22 protein-coding genes and 1 pseudogene are annotated in these 19,937 nt (G+C 64.2%); 17 read left to right on the top strand and 6 right to left on the bottom strand.

From position 1 onward, the window contains the following. Window positions 1–138 precede the first annotated feature (138 nt). The 13 genes and pseudogenes from J2D73_RS00455 to leuD all read left to right on the top strand — a co-directional run bounded on the left by J2D73_RS00455 (window position 139) and on the right by leuD (window position 10,227). Window positions 139–1,380 carry an amine dehydrogenase large subunit gene (locus tag J2D73_RS00455; RefSeq protein WP_207878353.1) on the top strand — a complete coding sequence of 414 codons (1,242 nt, stop codon included), beginning with the start codon at window positions 139–141 and terminating at the stop codon, window positions 1,378–1,380. Further along, window positions 1,377–1,934 carry a MauE/DoxX family redox-associated membrane protein gene (locus J2D73_RS00450; RefSeq protein ID WP_207878351.1) on the top strand — a complete coding sequence of 186 codons (558 nt, stop codon included), beginning with the start codon at window positions 1,377–1,379 and terminating at the stop codon, window positions 1,932–1,934. Before J2D73_RS00455 ends, J2D73_RS00450 begins: the two co-directional genes overlap by 4 nt. After that, on the top strand, window positions 1,931–2,539 hold the full coding sequence (locus tag J2D73_RS00445) for a thioredoxin domain-containing protein (RefSeq protein WP_243429501.1): 609 nt from the start codon (window positions 1,931–1,933) through the stop codon (window positions 2,537–2,539). Before J2D73_RS00450 ends, J2D73_RS00445 begins: the two co-directional genes overlap by 4 nt. Then, a complete protein-coding gene (locus J2D73_RS00440; protein WP_207878350.1) occupies window positions 2,529–3,122 on the top strand; it encodes a methylamine dehydrogenase light chain in 594 nt (197 codons plus the stop codon). Before J2D73_RS00445 ends, J2D73_RS00440 begins: the two co-directional genes overlap by 11 nt. After that, window positions 3,119–3,589 (top strand): c-type cytochrome, encoded by a 471-nt coding sequence (locus J2D73_RS00435; protein WP_026396945.1) that lies wholly within the window; start codon window positions 3,119–3,121, stop codon window positions 3,587–3,589. Before J2D73_RS00440 ends, J2D73_RS00435 begins: the two co-directional genes overlap by 4 nt. 60 nt (window positions 3,590–3,649) lie before the next feature. Continuing rightward, window positions 3,650–4,150, top strand: coding sequence for a c-type cytochrome (locus tag J2D73_RS20605; protein WP_243429500.1), 501 nt, complete (start codon window positions 3,650–3,652; stop codon window positions 4,148–4,150). Between the two features lie 166 nt (window positions 4,151–4,316). Further along, window positions 4,317–5,711: a signal recognition particle protein gene (ffh, locus tag J2D73_RS00425; protein WP_207878349.1), complete on the top strand. Its 1,395-nt coding sequence runs from the start codon at window positions 4,317–4,319 to the stop codon at window positions 5,709–5,711. Between the two features lie 49 nt (window positions 5,712–5,760). Further along, on the top strand, window positions 5,761–6,105 hold the full coding sequence (gene rpsP, locus J2D73_RS00420; RefSeq protein ID WP_026396948.1) for a 30S ribosomal protein S16: 345 nt from the start codon (window positions 5,761–5,763) through the stop codon (window positions 6,103–6,105). A gap of 32 nt (window positions 6,106–6,137) precedes the next feature. Then, complete coding sequence (gene rimM / locus J2D73_RS00415) at window positions 6,138–6,689, top strand: ribosome maturation factor RimM (protein ID WP_207878348.1); 552 nt, start codon at window positions 6,138–6,140, stop codon at window positions 6,687–6,689. Next, window positions 6,686–7,363 (top strand): annotated as a pseudogene (gene trmD / locus J2D73_RS00410) (tRNA (guanosine(37)-N1)-methyltransferase TrmD); the annotation flags it as partial. The gene rimM and the pseudogene trmD, both read left to right, overlap by 4 nt. A gap of 149 nt (window positions 7,364–7,512) precedes the next feature. Next, a complete protein-coding gene (rplS, locus tag J2D73_RS00405; RefSeq protein ID WP_086642848.1) occupies window positions 7,513–7,902 on the top strand; it encodes a 50S ribosomal protein L19 in 390 nt (129 codons plus the stop codon). Window positions 7,903–8,174: 272 nt separating this feature from the next. Next, window positions 8,175–9,590: a 3-isopropylmalate dehydratase large subunit gene (gene leuC, locus J2D73_RS00400; RefSeq protein WP_207878345.1), complete on the top strand. Its 1,416-nt coding sequence runs from the start codon at window positions 8,175–8,177 to the stop codon at window positions 9,588–9,590. A 13-nt stretch (window positions 9,591–9,603) separates the two neighbouring features. Further along, complete coding sequence (gene leuD / locus J2D73_RS00395; protein WP_207878343.1) at window positions 9,604–10,227, top strand: 3-isopropylmalate dehydratase small subunit; 624 nt, start codon at window positions 9,604–9,606, stop codon at window positions 10,225–10,227. A gap of 119 nt (window positions 10,228–10,346) precedes the next feature. Here the strand turns inward: leuD and J2D73_RS00390 are convergent, their stop codons facing one another. Beyond that, window positions 10,347–10,907, bottom strand: coding sequence for a CHRD domain-containing protein (locus J2D73_RS00390; protein WP_341534993.1), 561 nt, complete (start codon window positions 10,905–10,907; stop codon window positions 10,347–10,349). A 146-nt stretch (window positions 10,908–11,053) separates the two neighbouring features. Between J2D73_RS00390 and J2D73_RS00385 the strand changes: the two genes are divergently transcribed. After that, complete coding sequence (locus J2D73_RS00385; protein ID WP_207878341.1) at window positions 11,054–12,001, top strand: ribokinase; 948 nt, start codon at window positions 11,054–11,056, stop codon at window positions 11,999–12,001. Window positions 12,002–12,229: 228 nt separating this feature from the next. Continuing rightward, complete coding sequence (locus J2D73_RS00380; RefSeq protein WP_207878339.1) at window positions 12,230–12,469, top strand: hypothetical protein; 240 nt, start codon at window positions 12,230–12,232, stop codon at window positions 12,467–12,469. Window positions 12,470–12,487: 18 nt separating this feature from the next. On the opposite strand, the gene J2D73_RS00375 is transcribed toward J2D73_RS00380, so the two are convergent. The 4 genes from J2D73_RS00375 to J2D73_RS00360 form a co-directional block, all read right to left on the bottom strand. Continuing rightward, window positions 12,488–13,081 (bottom strand): histidine phosphatase family protein, encoded by a 594-nt coding sequence (locus J2D73_RS00375; RefSeq protein ID WP_207878337.1) that lies wholly within the window; start codon window positions 13,079–13,081, stop codon window positions 12,488–12,490. 49 nt (window positions 13,082–13,130) lie between these two features. Continuing rightward, window positions 13,131–14,063, bottom strand: coding sequence for a ribose-phosphate pyrophosphokinase (locus tag J2D73_RS00370; RefSeq protein WP_086642843.1), 933 nt, complete (start codon window positions 14,061–14,063; stop codon window positions 13,131–13,133). A gap of 254 nt (window positions 14,064–14,317) precedes the next feature. Beyond that, window positions 14,318–15,133 carry a siderophore-interacting protein gene (locus J2D73_RS00365; RefSeq protein WP_207878335.1) on the bottom strand — a complete coding sequence of 272 codons (816 nt, stop codon included), beginning with the start codon at window positions 15,131–15,133 and terminating at the stop codon, window positions 14,318–14,320. A gap of 43 nt (window positions 15,134–15,176) precedes the next feature. After that, window positions 15,177–15,815: a PadR family transcriptional regulator gene (locus J2D73_RS00360; RefSeq protein WP_207878333.1), complete on the bottom strand. Its 639-nt coding sequence runs from the start codon at window positions 15,813–15,815 to the stop codon at window positions 15,177–15,179. Between the two features lie 474 nt (window positions 15,816–16,289). On the opposite strand from J2D73_RS00360, the gene J2D73_RS00355 reads away from it, so the two are divergent. Further along, window positions 16,290–17,357 (top strand): nucleoside hydrolase, encoded by a 1,068-nt coding sequence (locus J2D73_RS00355; protein ID WP_207878331.1) that lies wholly within the window; start codon window positions 16,290–16,292, stop codon window positions 17,355–17,357. After that, a complete protein-coding gene (locus J2D73_RS00350) occupies window positions 17,354–18,775 on the top strand; it encodes an amidohydrolase family protein (protein WP_207878329.1) in 1,422 nt (473 codons plus the stop codon). The genes J2D73_RS00355 and J2D73_RS00350 overlap by 4 nt, the downstream gene beginning before the upstream one ends. A 215-nt stretch (window positions 18,776–18,990) precedes the next feature. Here J2D73_RS00350 and J2D73_RS00345 read toward each other — a convergent pair whose 3' ends face one another. After that, window positions 18,991–19,932, bottom strand: coding sequence for a metallophosphoesterase family protein (locus tag J2D73_RS00345; RefSeq protein WP_207878327.1), 942 nt, complete (start codon window positions 19,930–19,932; stop codon window positions 18,991–18,993). Window positions 19,933–19,937: the final 5 nt, after the last annotated feature.

Genomic DNA, 19,937 nt, shown 5'->3' with positions numbered 1-19,937 from the left:
GCCAGAAACTAATTCCATTCCGTATTGGAGTTTACAATGATCTCCGCGCGGAATTCGAAGGACGCGCCGATCTCACTTGTTGGACGTCATGATTTACGGCAGAAGGGAAAAATGTTTCACAGGAGGAACAGCCGAACAATGCGTGACAGGCGAAGGGACGTCCCCCGGAAAGCGGCGTCCGCTCTATTCTTCCGCCTGCTTGCGCCGCGGCTCGTTTTCGCAACCTGCCTCGGCGCCGCATTGTTGTCCTCCACAACGCACGCGCGCGCCGAAGAGCCGGTTCTTCAGACAGAACAGAGCGATATCGCCAAACTCCCCCCAGCCGGGCCGCACCGTATCCTCGTTATGGACGCGGATTACCCGCACGCGAAGGACGGGCGCGTCTATGTCGTCGACGCAGATGCGGGCAAGCTGCTTGGCATGGTGCAGGCCGCTTATAACGGCAACATGGTGCAGGCGCCGGACGGCCGCTTTTTCTCCGTGGCCGAGACCGTCTGGTCGCGCGGCAATCGCGGCGACCGCGCCGATCTGCTCGCCACCTATGATCCCTCGACGCTGACCATATCCAACGACGAAGTCCTTCCCGGCCGTGCGCTCGTGACGCCGAAGGCGAACGATCTGGCGATCAGCGCCGACGGCGGGCGCATCTACGTCTATGACATGATCCCCAGCAACGCCGTCCATGTCGTCTCCACGGCCACGCACATGGTCGAGACCAATGTCGACATACCAGGTTGCGCGCTGATCTACCCCTGGGGCCCGGCGGGCTTCTCCTCCCTGTGCGCAGATGGCGGCCTGTCGAATGTCAGCCTCTCGGCAGGCGGCGCGCCAAAGGTCACGCACACGCCATCCTTCTTCGCTCCCGACCGGGACCCGGTATTCGAAAACAGCCCGAGCGTCGCCACGGACGGCAGCGCGCTGTTCATCGCCTATTCCGGCCTTGTCTACCCGGCCAAACTCGGCGCGAACTCCACCATCGGGACGCCGTTTTCGATTCAGGAGGCCGCTGGAATGAAGCGCGCCTCCGACGCTTCGGCGCCGTTCGAGACGACGTGGCGGCCGGGAGGCTGGCAACTCGCCGCGTATCACAAGGCGACGGGCCATCTCTATGTGCTGATGCACAAGGGAACATTCTGGACGCATAAGGAACCGGGAACCGAGGTCTGGGAGATCGACGTCGCCGCTCGCAAGCTCGTTCGCCGTATTTCTCTGCCCGCCCCAAGCGCGATGATCGGCGTCACGCAGGACGCCTCGCCGCTGCTGTTCACCACGAACGACACCGGCGACTTCTTCATCCTCGACGCCGCGACGGGCAAGTTGCGCCGCAAGATGGACCGACTGGGCACATCGCTGGTCTTCACCTTGGCGCCAGGCCAATGAACGGCGCTGCTTCCGACGTCGCCTCTGTCGCCCTCAACGTCGCTGGCGGCGTAGCAGGCGGCGCTGTCGGGGCGCTGTTTCTCGCCGCCAGCGTCTCCAAAATGCGCGACCGCGACGGCTTTCTCGGGCAACTCGCAGCTTACCGCCTGCTACCAGATGCGCTGCTGACGCCCGTCCTATGGCTTCTCATCGGAGCTGAAACGCTGCTCGGAGCGGGGCTGCTGTCCGGCGTCGCGCCGACAGCGTGCGGTCTGGCGAGCGCGGCGCTGTTGCTGGTCTTCTCGGCAGCAATGGCGATCAACGTCATCCGTGGACGGACTTCCATTTCCTGCGGCTGCCTGCCCGGCTCCGGCGGCGAAACGCTGTCATGGCGCAGCGTCGCACGCAGCGTGGCGCTGGCCGTCGCCGCCCTCTTTGTCGCCGCAGCGGGCGCGCCCGACTCGCTCGCCCTGCGCGTACAGGGCGCCATAACCGGCGCCTGCCTGCTGGCTCTGGCCATCGCGGCCAGCCGCCTGACGCTCCTTCCCGCGCCACGTCAGGAACAGACGCCATGATGACAACACTCGTGATTTCTGAGGCGCTGCTCATGGTCGCGGTGGTCGTCCTCGCGGTCATCGTTTTCGCGATGGCGCGCCAGATCGGGGTGCTGCACGAACGGCTCGCCCCCATCGGCGCGCAGACCGCCGCACCGGCGCTCTCCGTGGGGCAGGCCATCCCCCGGATCAGCATGACCACTCTGGCGGGAACCGCCTTTCCGATCGGCGAGTCCCTGAACGCGGACGCCGTACGCATGGTCCTGTTCGTCGCCCCGGACTGCCCGATCTGCAAACGCGTGATCCCGGCCGCGAATGACGTCGCGGCGTCGTCACCCGGCCTCGAACTCGTGCTGGTGGGCGACGGCGCGCTACCGGAGTTGCAGTCCATGCGCGAGCGGCTTGATCTGGGCGGCGTGCCATTCGTCACCGGGCCTGAACTCGCTCTGGTGCTGCAGGTCGCGCGCCTTCCGACGCTCGTTTTGCTGGACGAGCGCGGCGTGCTGCGCGCGCGCGAAATCGTCAATACGCGGGGGCAGATCGAAGCGATGATCGCCGCCGTGCGCGGCGGAGAAAGCAGCGCCGCCGTCAACGGGAGCGAGAAGGAACTTCTGAATGCGGTCTGATCGACGCCCAGCCGCCGCCGACGCGCCGCTCATGGACCGGTTGGTGGAAAGGGCGCTGCGCGCACTCGCCGGTCGCGCGTCCCGTCGCGGCGTCATCGCCCGGATCGGCGCCGGAATCGTCGCGGCGCCCGCTCTGCCGCTGTTACCCGCCGCGCGCGCGCACGGTCCGTCGGCCCAGCCGGCAACCGTCAGGAAAACGACGAACGAGGGCGCCAGGACGCCATTCGCAGCACAGGCGCAGGTCTCCGACGACACGAAGTGCGACTACTGGCGCTATTGCGCGATCGACGGGAACCTGTGCTCGACCTGCGGCGGCGGCGTGCATACCTGCCCGCCCGGCACGGCCCCTTCGCCTACGTCGTGGATCGGGACGTGTTTCAACCCCCATGATCGCCGTTCCTACATCGTCGCCTACCGCGATTGCTGCGGTCAGGACGCCTGCAATCAGGTCAGCTGCCTCAACACCGACGGCGATCAGCCGAGTTACAGGCCGCAGGCGAATAACGACATCATCTGGTGTTTCGGAACGACGTCACTCGTCTATAACTGTTCTACTGCCGCAATTGTTGGAAGCGCTTCATGAAGTTCAAGACTCTCGTTCTCTGCTCCGCTCTTACCGCCGCCGCGACCTTTCAGGCGCACGCGGCTCGCGCCGCTGACGGCGCGGCTCTGTACGGCGCGAACTGCGGCATCTGCCATCAGGCCGACGGAATGGGCGTTCCGGGGCAGTTCCCCACACTGAAGGGCCGTATTGGCAAGATCGCCGGCTCACCCGAAGGCAAAACTTACGTTGAGCACGTCGTCCTCAACGGGCTGACCGGCTCCATCACCGCCGGCGGCGCGAGCTACGCCGGTTACATGCCCACCTTCTCCAGCCAGTCTGACGACGACCTCGCCGCCATTCTGACCTATGTGGCCTCCCTCGGCGGCACTGGCGCGACTCCGACCTTTACGGCTGCTGAAATCAAGGCCGCACGCGCCACGCCAGTCGCCGCTCCGGCTCTGGTCGACGAGCGCAAGGCTCTGGACGCCAAGCATCCTCTCCCCTGAGACTCGCGCGCCAGAAGTGGCGCGCCCGGCAACGTTCCGCCGAGTGCGCTAACAGACGCCATGAGACCATCAAAGAATAACGCACAGCGCCTTACAAAGCCGTGTCGGCGGCTCCGTAAAGCGCTGTCGGGTCTCGCCATTGCGATCACGCTCGCGGGCGGACCTGCACTTCGCGACGCGTGCGCGCTCGACCGCACGCAAACCGCCTATCTCACCCACTGCGGCGGCTGCCATGGAATCGAGGGCAAGTCGCGCCCGAGTTTCGTGCCGTCGTTGCGTGATACTGTGGGTGTGTTCACGTGCACACCGGAAGGACGGGCCTATCTGGTGCGTGTGCCCGGCGTGTCGATGTCGCTGATTCGCGACGATGCGTTGCTGGCCGACGTGATGAACTTCGTCGTCTTTCGTCTGGGCGGCAAAAGCACGCCTTCGGGCGTCGCCCCCTACACCCCCGGGGAAGTTCATGCCCTGCGGGAACACCCTGTCGAATCGACCGACCTGCTGACCCTTCGGGGACAGATTCTCGGGCGCGCCCTGCCGAAATGCCCACCGGCGGGTTGATCGCCCGAATCTCAGCCAAAAAACGCTGGACTCCGCCATTTCGACGCCCTTCGACAGAACGGGTTTGACAATGCGCCTCCGCAGCGCGTAAAGCCCCCGCAACATCAGTCCCGCCACCTCGCGAGTCCTCGCGCAGTGGCGCGTATTCTTTTGGGGTAACCGGTTCTTGTTCGAGTCACTCTCAGGCAGGCTTTCAGGCGTTATCGACGGACTCGGCAAGCGCGGCGCGCTGTCGGAGGCCGACGTCGCCGAGGCGATGCGCGAAGTCCGTCTGGCCATGCTGGACGCCGACGTCGCGCTGCCTGTCGTCAAGGACTTCGTCAACAAGGTCCGCGAAGGCGCGGTCGGGCATGAGGTGCTGGACAGCATTTCCCCCGGTCAGGCCGTCGCCAAGATCGTCAACGACGCGCTGATCGACGCGCTCGGCGGCGCAGGCGCGGTTCCGCTGAACCTCAACGCCGTGCCGCCCGCGCCGATCCTGATGGTCGGCCTGCAGGGCTCCGGCAAGACCACCACTTCCGGCAAGATCGCCCTTCGCCTCGCGACCCGCGAGAAGAAGAAGGTGCTGCTCGCCTCCCTCGATACGCAGCGTCCCGCCGCCCAGCTCCAGCTCCAGCAGCTGGCTGAGCGCGCGGGTGTAATGTCCCTGCCGATCGTCGCCGGGCAGGCGCCGCTCGAGATCGCCGCACGCGCGATGGACACGGGGCGTCGCGAAGGTTTTGACGTCGTCATCCTCGACACCGCAGGCCGTCTGTCGATCGACGAGGCCCTGATGGAGGAGGTGCGGCAGATCCGCGCCGCCACCAGCCCGGTGGAGACGCTGCTGGTCGTCGACGCGATGACCGGTCAGGACGCCGTCAACACCGCGAAGATCTTCAACGAGGCCGTTGGCGTCACCGGCGTCGTGATGACCCGTATGGATGGCGACGCCCGAGGCGGCGCGGCCCTGTCGATGCGCGCCATCACCGGCGCGCCAATCAAGCTGACCGGCTCGGGCGAAAAGCTCGACGCGCTTGAAGAATTCCATCCGGAACGCGTCGCAGGCCGTATCCTCGGCCTCGGCGACATCGCCGGCCTCGTCGAAAAGGCCGCCGACACGCTCGACCACGAAGAGGGAGAGCGGCTGGCCAAGAAGATGATGGCCGGCAAGTTCGATCTCGACGACTACGTGTCGCAGATCAAGCAGATCAAGAAGATGGGGTCGATCTCCGGCATCCTCGGCATGCTGCCCGGCATGGGCAAGCTGAAGGACGCCATCGGCGACAAGGATCTCGATACGACGATCTTCAAGCGCCACGAAGCCATCATCTCGTCCATGACCAAGGCCGAGCGCAAGACGCCGGACATCATCAAGGCGTCGCGCAAGAAGCGCATCGCCGCCGGGTCAGGGACGACGGTTCAGGACGTCAACAAGCTGCTCAAGCAGTTCGACGACATGTCCACAATGATGAAGCGGATCAACAAGCTCGGCATGAAAGGTCTCATGCGTCAGGGCCTGTCCGCACTCATGCCCGGGGGAGCGGGCCGCCCCGGCGGCCCCGGCGGCAGGCCGTTCGGCTAAGCCCCGCCCCCGTTCGTTTCACGGTTTTTCATTCTCTGGAGTTGTCTGAATGAGCCTCAAGATCCGCCTTTCCCGCGCTGGCGCGAAGAAGCGTCCCTACTACCACATCGTTGTGGCCGACAGCCGCTCCCCCCGTGACGGCCGCTTCATCGAGAAGGTCGGCGCCTACAACCCGATGCTGCCGAGCGACCACGCCGAGCGTATCCGTCTGACCAGCGAGCGCATCACGCACTGGCTGTCGCAGGGCGCCCAGCCGACGGACCGCGTCGCGCGCTTCCTCGGCAACGCCGGCCTGATGGCGAAGCCCGTGTGGAACGAGCAGCCGAAGCAGTCCGCGCCGAAGAAGAAGGCGCAGGAGCGCGCCGCCGCCGCCGCCAAAGCGGCAGCAGCCTGAACTTCTGACGGAACGCAGGGCGCCGCCTTTCCATGACGCAGGATCGCATCCAGATCGGAGTGATTGGACGTCCGCACGGCGTGCGGGGGCTTGTGCATGTGCACAGCTTCGCCGCCGACGCGGACTCCCTCGCTTCGTACGGAACGCTGACCGACGATCGTGGCGGCGCCTGGACGCTGACATGGCGGGCCGACGGAATCGCGCTGCTGCGCGACGCCGACGGCAAGCCGGTCGACAGCCGTGAAGCCGCGCAGGCGCTTGTGAACCGCAAGCTCTTCGTGACGCGCGACACCCTGCCGGAGCCGGAACCGGACGAGTTCTACCATTCCGATCTGATCGGAATGGAGGCCGTCGAAAACGGCGCCGTCATCGGCCGCATCGTCACGGTGCATGACTATGGCGCGGGCGCGAGCCTGGAACTCGATTCCGGCTCGGTCATCCCCTTCACCCTGGCCTGCGTGCCGGAAGTCGATCTCGCGTCGCGGCGCGTGACCGTCTCCCGCCCGAACGAGGTCGTGGGGGAAGAGGAACACGCGTCGAAGCGTGACCGTGAAGCCGCCAGGGCGGCGGGAGGCGCAGCGTGAGCTGGACCGCAACCGTCGTCACCCTGTTCCCGGAAATGTTTCCGGGTCCGCTTGGTCAGTCTCTGGCCGGTCGCGGGCTGGAGCAGGGACTGTGGCGGTGCGAGACGCGCGACCTGCGCCCTTACGGGCTGGGCCGTCACAACGCCGTGGACGACACGCCGTTCGGCGGCGGTGCAGGCATGGTGATGCGTCCTGACGTCATCGACGCAGCGCTCAACGACGCGAAGCGGGCCGATGGCGCGCCCTGCGTCTACATGACGCCGCGTGGTCGGCCGCTGTCGCAGGCGGACGTTCGCCGCTACGCCGCCGGGCCGGGCGTCACCGTCCTGTGCGGTCGCTATGAAGGCGTCGACGAGCGCGTGCTCGAAGCGCACGAGATCGAAGAAGTTTCGATCGGCGACTACGTCCTTTCGGGTGGCGAAACTGCTGCGATCGTCCTGCTCGACGCCTGCGTCCGGTTGCTGCCGGGCGTCATGGGGTCGGCTGACAGCGGCGTGGAGGAAAGCTTCTCCGACGGCCTACTCGAATACCCGCATTACACCCGCCCGGCCGAGTGGAACGGTCGCGCGGCGCCGGATGTCCTGCTGTCCGGCAACCATGCCGCCATCGCAAAATGGCGGCGGGAGCAATCCGAGAGGGTCACGCGCGAGCGGCGACCCGATCTGTGGGCGGCCCGATCCGCGGATTCATCCGCGACCGGCAGAGAAACACCCGCAGCGACGCCGCGCACCGGCGCCGATTGCGGCACCAGACACCACGGCGGGCCGCATACCGGCGCTCCGTCACATGTATCGACATCATCGGTTCAGGAAGGATTCCCGATATGAACATCATCCAGCAGTACGAGGCCGACGAAATCGCTCGCCTGAGCGCCCTCCGTGCGGTCCCCGAGTTCCAGGCTGGCGACACGGTCCGCGTGTCGGTCCGCGTCAAGGAAGGTGAGCGCGAGCGCGTTCAGGCTTACGAAGGCGTTGTGATCGCCCGCTCCAACAAGGGCCTGAACAGCAACTTCACCGTTCGCAAGATCTCGAACGGCGAGGGCGTCGAGCGCGTCTTCCCGCTCTACGGACCCACGCTGGCCGACATCACCGTCGTCCGTCGCGGCAAGGTCCGTCGCGCGAAGCTGTATTATCTGCGTGGCCGCAGCGGCAAGTCGGCGCGTATTGCCGAGCGCGCTCGCGAAGTCGCTCCGACGGCGACCGCCGGCAAGTAATCGCCTCCGCCCGGCGACCGGACCCGCCTTGCGTTATGGCGGGCGGATCCGGCGCAGGGCGAACCGGCGTTTCCGGGCGGCTCTCTCTTGAGCGCGCCGCGCGGACTTCCACATAGTGGTGATGTCGTCGCAGATCGGGCCGCCTTTGGGCGGCCCGATTTCGGCTACCAGCCCGGACGCATTCACGTGTCTTTTCGTTCCGGACAACCCCGACGGGAGGCCTGACCGCCCCGGAAGCGTCGTCCGCCAAGCCAGTCAGGAACCGCACCGCCATGTCGCCGCGTACATTGTTCGACAAGATCTGGGACAGCCATGTCGTCGAAACCCTGTCCGATGGCACGGCGATCCTATACATCGACCGGCACCTCGTTCACGAAGTGACCAGCCCGCAGGCTTTTGAAGGCCTCCGCATGGCGGGGCGCAAACTGCGCCACCCCGAAGCGACGATCGCCGTCGTGGATCACAACGTCCCGACGTCCGACCGCACGCAACCGATCGAGGAGCCGGAAAGCCGGAACCAGATCGAGACGCTCGAGCGCAACGTCAAGGAATTCGGCGTTCCCTATTTCCCGCTGCTTTCGGCCAATCAGGGCATCGTCCATGTGGTCGGCCCGGAGCAGGGCATCTCCCTGCCCGGCATGACCATCGTCTGCGGCGACTCCCATACCTCGACCCACGGCGCGATGGGCTCCCTCGCGTTCGGCATCGGCACGTCCGAGGTCGAGCACGTCATGGCGACGCAGACGATCCTGCAGAAGCCCGCCAAAAACATGAAGGTCGAGGTTGAAGGCGCGCTTGCCCCGGGAGTAACGGCCAAAGACGTCGTGCTGGCGATTATCGGCAAGATCGGCACGGCGGGCGGCACCGGTCACGTCATCGAATTCTGTGGCTCCGCCATTCGCGGCCTCGACATGGCCGGGCGCATGACCGTGTGCAACATGGCGATCGAAGCTGGCGCGCGCGCCGGTCTGGTCGCGCCGGACGACACGACGTTCGAGTATGTCCGGGGTCGCCGCTTCGCGCCAAAGGGCGACGATTTCGACGCCGCCGTGGCCTACTGGCGCACGCTCCCCTCCGACGAGGGCGCAGCGTATGACACGACCGTCACAATGCGCGCTGAAGAGATCGAGCCGTCCCTGACCTGGGGCACCAGCCCGGAAAATGTCCTCCCCATCGGCGGCGCGGTTCCTGACCCGGCGAACGAGGCCGACGAGGCGAAGCGCGCGCAGCTTGAGCGCATGCTGAGCTACATGGACCTGAAGGCCGGGCAGAAGATCGCCGGGACGCCGGTTGACGTGGTGTTCATCGGCTCCTGCACCAACAGCCGCATCGAAGACCTTCGCGCCGCCGCCGCCGTCGCCGCCGGGCGCAAGGTCGCCAGCGGCGTGCGCGCCATGATCGTCCCCGGCTCGGGGCTGGTGAAGGCGCAGGCCGAACAGGAAGGTCTGGACCGCGTGTTCCTTGACGCCGGGTTTGAATGGCGGGAGGCCGGATGCTCCATGTGCCTCGGCATGAACCCGGACAAGCTGACGCCGGGACAGCGCTGCGCCTCGACCTCCAACCGCAATTTCGAAGGACGGCAGGGGCCGGGAGGCCGCACGCACCTGCTCTCTCCGGCCATGGCCGCAGCAGCAGCCGTGACCGGCGTCCTGACGGACGTTCGCGAACTCAGCGCCCTGCCCGTTTGAGGAGCCCGCACCGATGGACAAGTTCACCACCCTGACGGCAATCGCGGCTCCGCTCCCCGAAGCCAATATCGACACCGACAAGATCATCCCTGCGCGGTTTCTCAAGACCACCAAGCGCACAGGTCTGGGCGTGCATGCCTTCGACAGCATGCGCTATCGCGAGGACGGTTCAGAAAATCCGGATTTTGTTCTCAACCGCGAACCGTATCGCAATGCGCAGATCCTGATCTCGCATGAGAATTTCGGCTGCGGCTCTTCACGCGAACATGCGCCATGGGCGCTGCTCGATTTCGGCCTTCGCTGCGTGATCGCACCGTCTTTTGCCGATATTTTCTTCAACAACAGCTTCAAGAACGGCATCCTGCCGATCCGCCTGCCGCGCGAAGTGTGCGACACGCTGATGGAAGACGCCGCACAAGGCGCGAACAGCCGCCTGACCGTCGATCTGGCGCGTCAGGTGGTGATCCGCCCCGACGGGACGGAAGTTCCGTTCGAGGTCGATCGGCTGCGCAAGCACCTGCTGCTGGAAGGTCTGGACGATATCGGTCAGACGTTGCAGCAGGAGCAGTCCATCGCCGCGTTTGAAGCGAAACGCGCCAAGGACGAACCTTGGCGCACGATTATCGCGCTCGACTGATTGCCGGGCACGACGTCCCGCAGCCAAGCGGTTTTCAGCGTCGACCGATGCAGGTTTTCTCTGACGACAAACCTGTCTGGAGAGCTGAGCACTGAAGCGCCGCTCTCCAGACTTCGCCGTTATTTCGAAAGCTGGGCGCGGGCTTCGCCTTTCGGGAAAGCCTTGGTGTGCAGGTTCACATAAACCAGCCCCTTGGCCAGTTCATCTTCCTGCGCGCTGGTCAGCGTGACCTGTCCGGACAGCGGATTCTCATAAGGTCCGTCGATCGGGGCCACGACGCCCGCATCCACCCCATCCTTTGCCGGTCCGTGGAAATGCGCCACGGTCACGGGGCCGGTCAGGCCTTTCCATTTGATCGTGTATTTGAGGACGTTGGTCGTGGTGTCGAGCGTCGCCATGACGTCGCCCGTCGGCGCGTTCGTCGCGCCATGCTCGGCCTTGAATTCGCCCATATACATGATCTCTTCAGCGCGCGCCGTCGCCGTCAGCGCTGCGGCCGAAACGAGCGTCAAACCGGCGACGGTAAATATTCTGCTGATCGTGTTCATGGTGCTCTCCCTGATCGTGAAGCCGCGCGTCTTCCGCTGACGTAACACTCCGTCTCCCGCGCCGCTCCAGTTGCAAACAATTCTTACAATGTGGCCAATCGCGGAAAAGCGCCAGAGGCCGTCCGCGTTCATTGCCGCGATCTTCCTGACGTCGGCTATAACTCCTCAGGCGCCCGCTTCGTTCAAACCTAAACGTCGATCTTGAACGACGCCGTGCTTTGAGCGACAGAACTGGCCGCTTCCCTTTCTGGAAGCCCACAATCCGGATCACGCCCGTCATGACAGCCACCAAGCCCCTCGTCCTCTCCTTCGGAAGCGTCAATATCGACGTCACGGCGAAAATGGCGCGCCTCCCCCGGCCCGGCGAAACGGTTCTGGCGGATGGTTACGCCATCGGGCTTGGCGGGAAGGGCGGCAATCAGGCGGCTGCGGCCGGACGGCTGGCTGGGGCTCTCGGTCTTCGGGCGGCGCTGGCCGGGCGGATCGGGAACGACGCCTTCGGTCAACAGGCGCGACGAGAACTCGAACGATTCGGGGTCGACCTTTCCGCGCTGCGCGAGGACGAGGGCGCTCCAACCGGCGTTGCATTGATTGGCGTCGACCATAACGGGGAGAACGCGATCAGTGTCGCGGGCGGCGCGAACATGCGGATCGACGCGAGCGATATCGACCTTGCAGCCGCCCTGTTCGACGCCGCCGCTGTCCTGCTGCTGCAACTGGAAATTCCGATGGACGCCGTCGTCGCTGCCGCGGAACGTGTGCGGCGCACCGGGGGGCTGGTCGTCCTCGACCCGGCTCCGGCGCCCGCGCATGAATTACCCGAGCGCCTGTGGACGCTGATCGACGTCGTGACGCCCAACGAGACCGAAACGCAGGTCCTGACGGGCGTAACCCCAGATTCCCCGGAAAGCGCGCAACAGGCCGCCCGGACGCTGCTTGAGCGTGGGGCCCGCGCCGCCATCGTGAAAATGGGCGCGCGCGGCGTGTGGTGGCAGGACGGGAACGCTGGCGGCTTCATCCCGGCCTTTCCTGTCGTCGCAATCGATTCTGTCGCTGCTGGCGACTGCTTTAACGCCGGGTTGGCCGTCAGCCTCGCACAAGGTCGGGCTCTGGCGGACGCCGTGCGGGTGGCCGCCGCATGCGGCGCGCTGGCGACCACACGCTCCGGCGCTGCGGACGCTGCGCCAACGTGGGGAGAAGTCGAGGACCTGATGTCTCGATCCTGACGGGCGCTCTTTGAACAGAGTGGCGGCGTCGGCCTCCACACCTTCTCGCGATTTCGCCGCAGCCTCGTCAGTCCAACGGTTCTGGTCCCGATCGTTCAAGAACTACGGTCCGGGTATAATGATTACTCGGGCGCCTTCACCGGGCGACCCGACGACGACCCGGTCTTTCTCGCATTAACCAGCGCTTAGGGCGAACACACTAAGCTGGCGAGGAAAGGGGAGCGTCCAATGACCACGACCGCAGCCATCAGTGGCGCAGGATACGATCTGCTCGCGTCACACCACACAGGGCGAAGTCCGGCGGCCCCGGCCTCACTCGCCGCGACCGGTGTTTCCGTCTCGACACGCCATCATGGCGGTGGGACTTTCGCAATGGCGCTGGACGCCGCCGGGCGCATCACGACCGGCGACAGCGGCAACAGTCCGGGCGCGCAGAACGACTCCGCGTCCGCCCGTCTGTTCGGCTGATCCAGAAGAGGCGCCTTGTCAGCCGAGTTGATTGAGGCTCCAGGGCGTCCCGCCAACACTGGGAGGATCGAGCTTCAGCGGCACGGCGTTGGGCAGACGCACGTTCGGCTCCAGACTCATGGCGGATCGCAGCGCGCGGAACAGGGCGCCATGCGCCACGATCAGCACCGTCCCCTGTCCGGTCAGCGCCCGGTTGACGCCTGCGACAGCCCGGTCGCGCAGCAGCGCGAAAGGTTCTGCTCCAGGAGGGGTATAGTGCCCGGCGATCCAGTCGTCGTACCACTCCCCCATGGGCTGACCTTCCTGTTCGCCAAAGCACACTTCCTGAAGATCGGCATCGAAGCCCAGACTCGGGCGGACGCCCGACGCCGCCAGAGCCTCCACCGCGATCTCCGCCGTGCGCGCGGCCCGCACGAGCGGCGACGATATGACGCGATCTATTTTTGGGCCGCCCTGCACCGCCTCGATCAAGGTGCGCCCGGCCTGCTCGGCCTGCTCCAGGCCCGTGGCGTTTAGCGGAATGTCGGTACGACCCTGCGAGAGTCCTCTGCGATTCCAGTCGGTCTCGCCATGCCTGAGGTACCAGAATGGCGTTGGATCGATCACGGACATCGACATCTCCCAGTCGTTACAAATCCCTTGATCGCAGCCCTGCCCCCGATCAGTCAAACAATGACGAGACGGAGCTTTCGTCCGCAACAGCGCGCATGGCGCGAGCGAGCAATCCGGCGATCGTGACCTGACGAATATTTTTCGCGGCCTTCACTGCGTCCGTAGCCATAATGCTGTCCGTGATCGTCAGCATCTCGATGGTCGACTCCGCAATGCGCTCAACCGCGCGTCCCGTCAGGACGCCATGCGTGACATAGGCGCCGACCGAGGCCGCGCCATGATTGGTAATTGCCTGAGCTGCATTGCAAAGAGAACCGCCGCTGTCGACGATATCGTCAACCAGCAGACAATGCCGCCCCTTCACGTCGCCGATCACGTTCATTACTTCCGACACGCCCGCACGCTCGCGCCGCTTGTCGATGATAGCGAGATCGGTGTTCAGACGCTGAGCGATTTCGCGGGCGCGGACGACGCCACCGACGTCGGGCGATACGATCATCAGGTCGCGGTCGCCGTAACGCTCCTTGATATCGCGCACGAACAGCGGCGCTGCGTAGAGGTTATCGACCGGAATATCGAAAAAGCCCTGGATCTGCATCGCGTGAAGATCCAGCGTAAGGATGCGGTCAGCCCCGGCCTCGACCAGAAGATTGGCGACCAGCTTGGCGCTGATCGGCGTGCGAGGACCGGATTTACGATCCTGTCGGGCATAACCGAAGTAAGGCATCACCGCCGTGATGCGGCGCGCTGATCCGCGACGCAGGGCGTCGAGCATGATCAGCAATTCCATAAGATTGTCGTTCGTCGGCGTGCAGGTGCTCTGCACCACAAACACGTCCTCGCCGCGCACGTTTTCAAAAATCTCGACGAATATCTCCATGTCGGCGAAGCGCCGAACGGAAACGTTGCAGAGGGGAATATTAAGCTCGGCGGCGACCGCCTCGGCCAGAGGGGGATTGCTGTTGCACGCGACGATTTTCATTGGGGCGGCTTTTCCTGCGCTGACCGGGACGACACGAACCCTGAACAATGCGAAGGGCTTCTAGCAACGTCGCGGCCCCCTGTCATCCGCCGATATACGCCCCGCACACAAGGCGACCGCCAGAGAAATCGGTAAACAACCGGACGCCTGTCGCCCTGATCCACGCTTTCAGGCGCGCACAGGCGCCAGACGTCGTCACCCGACGCTTGACGCGGAAAAAACCGAAATGAAAATTGACCGCCGGGTGTGAAAGTTCAGTCGTCGATACGGCCCGCGCCATCGGCGACCCCGAGGCGCCAGTAGCCGCCCGCGCGAATTTGCGCGCGTGGCATGGACCAATGTTCGGCGAACCACGCGCGAAGTCCGCGCGCAGTCTCGATTTCGGCGCCGATCCACACATAGATATCCGCCGGATCCACGCCCGGCGGCTGCAACGCCTCCACAGCCCGCATCAGCAAGTCCGTAGTCCCGGCCGCCGCGCCATCGCGGACAAGCCAGGTGACGCGTGCGTTCGCCGCTGTCGGCAGATCGCGCTCTTCGCGTGCGTCCGCAACCTCAATCAATACGATCGCGTTCGTTCCTGCAGGAAGTTCCTCCAGCCGACGCGCAATTGCGGGCAAAGCCGTCTCGTCGCCGATCAGAACAAAAAGCCCATAGTCGTCAGGAACGACAAAAGAGCCGCGTGGGCCGCCGATGCCCAGCCACTGCCCAACTTTCGCCTGAGACGCCCAGCTCGAGGCTGGTCCGTGGTCATGCAGGACGAACTCGATATCGATCGTCCCCTCGCGCGCGTCGAAACGCCGGGGCGTATAATCGCGCGCCACAAGTCCGGAGGGTCGTCCGCCCGCGCCGGGGCGAAGCCAGGACTGCTCCGCAGGATTTGCGCCTGACGGTGGAAAGAAAAGCTTCACGTGATCGTCCGCCGCAAGGCTGAGGAAATCTTTCAGATCCTCGCCACGGAAAACAATGCTGCGCATTTTCGGCGAAATATCGGTGACGCTGACGACCTGCGCTGCGCGCAGTCGCGTCTCGTGGCGCACGCGCAGCGGCGTGCGGACAGGCGCGTTCATATAGACCTCCTGAATATGATTCGAAACAGAAAAAGATTGCCAGTCACTCGGCTTTCCCGAGAATTTCTGCGGCCGCCCGCTCAAGGACGCGTGCAACCCGCGACGCTTCGCTCGCTGAGCAACCTCTTTTTTGCATGAGCGCCTGCTTGAGCGTTCGACGGGCGCGATGGAGTTCCTCGCCTGCCTGCGGGTCCGCCCCGTCGACGCCCGCAAACGCGTCGCGGACTTCCGACATGCGGCTGCCGATACGCGCAAGCGCCTCAAGGATCGCATCAGCTTGCGCCTTGCGCTGCTCCAGTGTCGCGCGGCCGTCCTCGGTCAATGCGTAGAGCTTGCGGTTGCCCTCCTGCGTGACCGAAGCGTGACCGATCTCTTCAAGATAGGTCAGGGCCGGGTACACCATGCCCGGACTTGGCGCGTAGAAGCCTCCGGACCGCTCCTCAAGCAACTTGATGAGTTCGTAACCGTGGGCCGGTTTCTCCGCCAGAAGCGCCAGAAGAATGAGCTGGAGATCCTCCGAACTCAGCTTGCGTCCAGCAGAAAAGTCCCCTCCGCCGAACCCTCTTCCGCGACCGAAACCGCGGCCTGAGCCGAAGCCCCAGCCGGGCTTGTCGCCAAAATCGCGGCCTGCGCCGCGGCGGCCGCCGCCTTGGAAGAGAGGATGGAGAGAGCGTGTGTGCATATGATCTTTAAACATGTCTTACGATATTAACTATCTTAAGATATAGCGCAAGAGCTTTTTTCGCTTCTCCACGCACGACCACACAGCGCGCCCGAACGGCCCCCACTCGCGGGTCCGACCAGCAGTCCTTCACGAGCCTCGGGCGACCTCCTCGCGCCTCGCAAACAACTCACCCTGAACGATCGATAACCTCGCCATTCACTGAAGCGAGACGCCGCTCACATACCGGATCCGGCCGGGCGAGGGCTGACACGCAATGCGTGGGCAGGAACAGATCCGTTGATCGAACCGAGGCCCCACACACCGGCAACGTCGCGCAATCGGGCGCCAGTTCTCGACGAACCAGCGCGAGAAATGCCGCCGACGGCAGACAGTCGGCGCGGCCAGACGATCTTCCCAATCGTGAGAACATATTTCATGTTCGCAACATCGAACCACCCACGCGCTGATGGCTCGCACAACAAGGATAAAAACATGCTCCTTGATCGCAGGCATTTTCTGAACGGCGCCGCGCTGATGGCCGGAGGATTGCTGTCGTCCGGCCGTGTCCTGGGGCAGACGGCCTGGACGGTGCTGGGCCATCCGCTTTCCAGCCTTCTCTGGCTGCAGGACGTGCGCCGCGTCGTCATCGATACCGATCCGGGCACCGACGATCTTCTCGCCATCATGATGATGCTCAGTTCCACCCGGATCACGACCGAGGCCATCACCGTTGCTCCCGGCAACATCGGATATGAGCAGGAGGTTCGAAACGCCCTTTATCTCTCGCAAACTTTGACCAATGGAAAAATTCCGGTTCATCGCGGCGTTGACCACCCGCTGCTGAACCGTCCTTACCCGGCGGCCGGCTTTATCCACGGTCGCTACGGTCTCGGCGATATGGTTGTGCCTGAAGTCGCCCTGCGACCGGCCCCGGAGCATGCGTCCGTCGCCATCTCCAGAATCGTCTCGGCGCACCCGGGAGAAGTCGTTCTGCTGGCTCTCGGAGGCCTCTCAAACATTGCCCTGGCCCTGCTGCTCGATCCCTCCATTGCCCGCAAGGCGCGTGGTGTCGTCATAGTCGGCGGTCGTTATGAGGGAATTGGCACTGCGGTGAGTTTTAACGCGATGGTGGACCCTGAAGCGGCAGATATCGTCCTGCGCTCAGGGCTTCAGATCGCCATGACCGGCGGCCTTGGTCCGACCGAGATGCTGACGCAGGCGGACTTCGACCACATCAGGACTTTCGGCACCCAGAAAAGCGAAATTTTCCTGAAATCCAACGCCGAGCGGCTTAAATTTGAAACCGAGCAGCGCCATAAGCCGGGCGCCACCTACGCCGACCCTTTCGCCGCCGCGATGGTGCTCGACCCATCGGTGGCGTCGGAGTTCGAAGCGGTCAACGTCAAGGTGGAGTTGAACGGCGCAGAAACGCGCGGCGAATATGTGTTCGGCGGAACACATATCTACACCGGCGACGCCCTGCCGCCGAACGTCGCCATATGCTCCAGAGGATCTGCCGAGAAATTTCGCACGCAGGTCTTCAAGGCCCTGCGCTCATGATTCCCCGTGGAATTATCTGGCTTATCCTGCTCATTCCCGTCGCCGTGCAAGCGGAGCCTGCGTGCAAGATACACAAGGGCATTGGCGAGACCCTGATACAGGCGACCATTCTCGCCCAAGACCGCGTTCTCACGCCGGGCGACGTTCGCATCGATCCCGACGGCCGGATCGATTGCGTCGCCGCTCACTGCCCGACGCCACCGACCGCGACGCGCATAATCTGCACTGACGCCGTTCTGTCACCGGGCTTTATCAACACGCATGATCATCTGGACTTCAACGATACGCCGCCGAAGCCCGATACGGGAGAGCGCTTCGCCCACCGCCACGAATGGCGCGCAGGGCTGGACGGCCATCAACGACTGGAAGATTTCAAACCCAATCGCGATCCGCTCTCACTGAGCTGGAGCGAATTACGCTTTCTGGTCGGCGGCGCGACCTCCACAGTCGCCGAACGCATGGCGCCGGGTCTGCTGCGCAATCTCGACTTCCGAGCAGGCCTGGAATCTCTCGATATCACACCCGCGACCTACAATATTTTCCCTCTTGATGACGCATCCGGCGTCATGAGAACGCGGGATTGCGATTACGGCCACCACCCCGCCACCCGCGCGCAGGTAGCTGCGACCAGCGCCTTTCTCGCCCACGTCGCCGAAGGTCGCGACGAGGCGGCGCGCAACGAATTTCGTTGCCAGAGTTCGACGTCTTACGACGTCACGCCGCAACCCGGCGGCGGGGGCGTCAGCAACGACTGGCTCATGCCACAGGCGGCTCTCATTCACGCAGTCGCCCTCACGCCTCAGGACCTCGATCTCGTGGCCGCCAGAAGCGCGAGCATCGTCTGGTCTCCACGGAGCAATCTGTCGCTCTACGGCAGGACGCTCGATATTCTCGCCGCCAGAAAACGCGGCATTACAATCGCTCTGGGATCTGACTGGCTCCCGTCCGGCTCCATGAACCTCAACCGCGAACTGGCGTGTGCGCTGCACTATAATCACGCGCACTTGCACGACGCACTGAGCGACCGCGAACTCTGGCGGATGGTGGCGCATAACGCCGCGCATGTTGCCGGCGCGGAGGCGGCGATCGGGGATATCGCTGTGGGCAAACGCGCAGACCTCGTCCTCTTCGCCGACCCCGAGCATCAGAACGTCCACAAGGTTGTGCGGGCGACGCCTCAGGACGAAATGCTGGTTATGCGCGGAGGAAAGATTCTGGTCGGGCGCTCCGATATCGTGGACGCGCTCCAACCGTCCTGTGAAGCGATCGGCGTGCCGGGCGCCACACTGAAGCTCTGCCCCGAACCAGGTCGCGCCTCGGCCGATGAGATAAGCGCTTACGCGTCCAGTCGCGGGTTGTATCCGCTGGCCTTCACGGGGGTCCCCCTCAACGAGCCGCCATGCGAAGTTTCACCGTAAGGAACGCTTTTCAACTACCGCAAGAACAGAGCGCAATGTAACGACGATCGCATCCACTTCATCGCGGCACGAGAAATGCCCCGGCGGCGGCACGCCTCTGCGGCGTAATTTCTCTGGCGTCCATCCACCCCGGATTCAGTCCGCAGCTCCGGCGTCCTGGAGTTTTCCAGAATAGACGAACCGAAACAGGCGCCGGTACGGAATGCGCAGCTGCTTCAGGTGTTATGTGGATCGACGCTGTGAAATCCATAGGTTTCGTAACGGGTGCTCACCTTGCCGCCCGCAACGTCCACCACCATGAACCCCTCCGGGGTGCCATACCGCGTGCCATGCCACCAGTTGCCGCTAACCGCGCCGCCTGTGATGTAGGGAACGCCATGCCATTCCACACGCTCGAGAACATGGGTATGTCCCTGAAATACAGCGATCACATTGTAATGGTCGAACAGCGGCAGCACTTCATAGGCGTTGACGACTGACAAGCCATGATGGGCCGGAGGAATGGACGGCGGCGCAGCGTAATCTTCGATTGCCGTGACAAGCGGGATGTGCGTGACGACAATGATGGGCGTTCCCGCAGGTTGCGCCGCAAGATCCTGCGACAACCACGCGATTTGCGCGGCGTCGATCCTTCCCTCATAGGCTCGGTCAGCAGTGATTCCGATTGAATCCAGCACGACGACGTGAACGCCCTTGTGATCGAACGCGTAGTAAAGTTGTCCAAAATTGTCTTCGAAATATTTCTTGCCATACATAGGGTCCGTCGGCAGCGCGCCGCTTTTGGTATAGACGCCAAAGCAATCGTGGTTGCCGATCGTATGGCGCACCGGCAAGGTCAGATCGTCCGCCGTGCGGCGGTACAGGTCGAGCAGCATCGTCGCCCGACCCGCGTTGACGCCAAGGGCGTCGAACACATGATCGCCACCTTGAATCGCAAAGTCAGCCGGAACTGTTTTCGCTTTCCTGAAGGCCATATGGCATCCGCCATTGGCGTTTAATTCCGGTTGCAGGTGCGTGTCGGTTATGAACAGGAACGTAAACGGCTCATGAGCTAACATCGGCGGGCGAGCAGGGGCGGCGCCTCGGGCGCCGTTGACGGCGAACAGAGACGTTCCGACGGAAAGCGACAGAAACGAGCGCCTGGCAAGATGCAACATTGGGT

It is taken from the genome of Acetobacter sacchari, from assembly GCF_017377715.1.
GTDB lineage: Bacteria > Pseudomonadota > Alphaproteobacteria > Acetobacterales > Acetobacteraceae > Acetobacter > Acetobacter sacchari.
The sequence above is the reverse complement of the archived record's forward strand: the minus strand, read 5'-3'. Positions and strand labels throughout refer to the sequence as shown.

What these genes read in the sequence shown, in the direction of transcription:
- J2D73_RS00385 (WP_207878341.1), top strand. Translation starts at nt 11,054, where the DNA reads ATGACAGCCACCAAGCCCCTCGTCCTCTCCTTCGGAAGCGTCAATATC.
- J2D73_RS00345 (WP_207878327.1), bottom strand. Translation starts at nt 19,932, where the DNA reads ATGTTGCATCTTGCCAGGCGCTCGTTTCTGTCGCTTTCCGTCGGAACG.
- J2D73_RS00355 (WP_207878331.1), top strand. Translation starts at nt 16,290, where the DNA reads ATGCTCCTTGATCGCAGGCATTTTCTGAACGGCGCCGCGCTGATGGCC.
- leuD (WP_207878343.1), top strand. Translation starts at nt 9,604, where the DNA reads ATGGACAAGTTCACCACCCTGACGGCAATCGCGGCTCCGCTCCCCGAA.
- rimM (WP_207878348.1), top strand. Translation starts at nt 6,138, where the DNA reads ATGACGCAGGATCGCATCCAGATCGGAGTGATTGGACGTCCGCACGGC.
- J2D73_RS00360 (WP_207878333.1), bottom strand. Translation starts at nt 15,815, where the DNA reads ATGCACACACGCTCTCTCCATCCTCTCTTCCAAGGCGGCGGCCGCCGC.
- J2D73_RS00375 (WP_207878337.1), bottom strand. Translation starts at nt 13,081, where the DNA reads ATGTCCGTGATCGATCCAACGCCATTCTGGTACCTCAGGCATGGCGAG.
- J2D73_RS00455 (WP_207878353.1), top strand. Translation starts at nt 139, where the DNA reads ATGCGTGACAGGCGAAGGGACGTCCCCCGGAAAGCGGCGTCCGCTCTA.
- J2D73_RS00435 (WP_026396945.1), top strand. Translation starts at nt 3,119, where the DNA reads ATGAAGTTCAAGACTCTCGTTCTCTGCTCCGCTCTTACCGCCGCCGCG.
- J2D73_RS00365 (WP_207878335.1), bottom strand. Translation starts at nt 15,133, where the DNA reads ATGAACGCGCCTGTCCGCACGCCGCTGCGCGTGCGCCACGAGACGCGA.
- J2D73_RS00450 (WP_207878351.1), top strand. Translation starts at nt 1,377, where the DNA reads ATGAACGGCGCTGCTTCCGACGTCGCCTCTGTCGCCCTCAACGTCGCT.
- J2D73_RS20605 (WP_243429500.1), top strand. Translation starts at nt 3,650, where the DNA reads ATGAGACCATCAAAGAATAACGCACAGCGCCTTACAAAGCCGTGTCGG.
- J2D73_RS00370 (WP_086642843.1), bottom strand. Translation starts at nt 14,063, where the DNA reads ATGAAAATCGTCGCGTGCAACAGCAATCCCCCTCTGGCCGAGGCGGTC.
- rplS (WP_086642848.1), top strand. Translation starts at nt 7,513, where the DNA reads ATGAACATCATCCAGCAGTACGAGGCCGACGAAATCGCTCGCCTGAGC.
- J2D73_RS00440 (WP_207878350.1), top strand. Translation starts at nt 2,529, where the DNA reads ATGCGGTCTGATCGACGCCCAGCCGCCGCCGACGCGCCGCTCATGGAC.
- J2D73_RS00350 (WP_207878329.1), top strand. Translation starts at nt 17,354, where the DNA reads ATGATTCCCCGTGGAATTATCTGGCTTATCCTGCTCATTCCCGTCGCC.
- J2D73_RS00390 (WP_341534993.1), bottom strand. Translation starts at nt 10,907, where the DNA reads ATGAACGCGGACGGCCTCTGGCGCTTTTCCGCGATTGGCCACATTGTA.
- J2D73_RS00445 (WP_243429501.1), top strand. Translation starts at nt 1,931, where the DNA reads ATGATGACAACACTCGTGATTTCTGAGGCGCTGCTCATGGTCGCGGTG.
- rpsP (WP_026396948.1), top strand. Translation starts at nt 5,761, where the DNA reads ATGAGCCTCAAGATCCGCCTTTCCCGCGCTGGCGCGAAGAAGCGTCCC.
- J2D73_RS00380 (WP_207878339.1), top strand. Translation starts at nt 12,230, where the DNA reads ATGACCACGACCGCAGCCATCAGTGGCGCAGGATACGATCTGCTCGCG.
- leuC (WP_207878345.1), top strand. Translation starts at nt 8,175, where the DNA reads ATGTCGCCGCGTACATTGTTCGACAAGATCTGGGACAGCCATGTCGTC.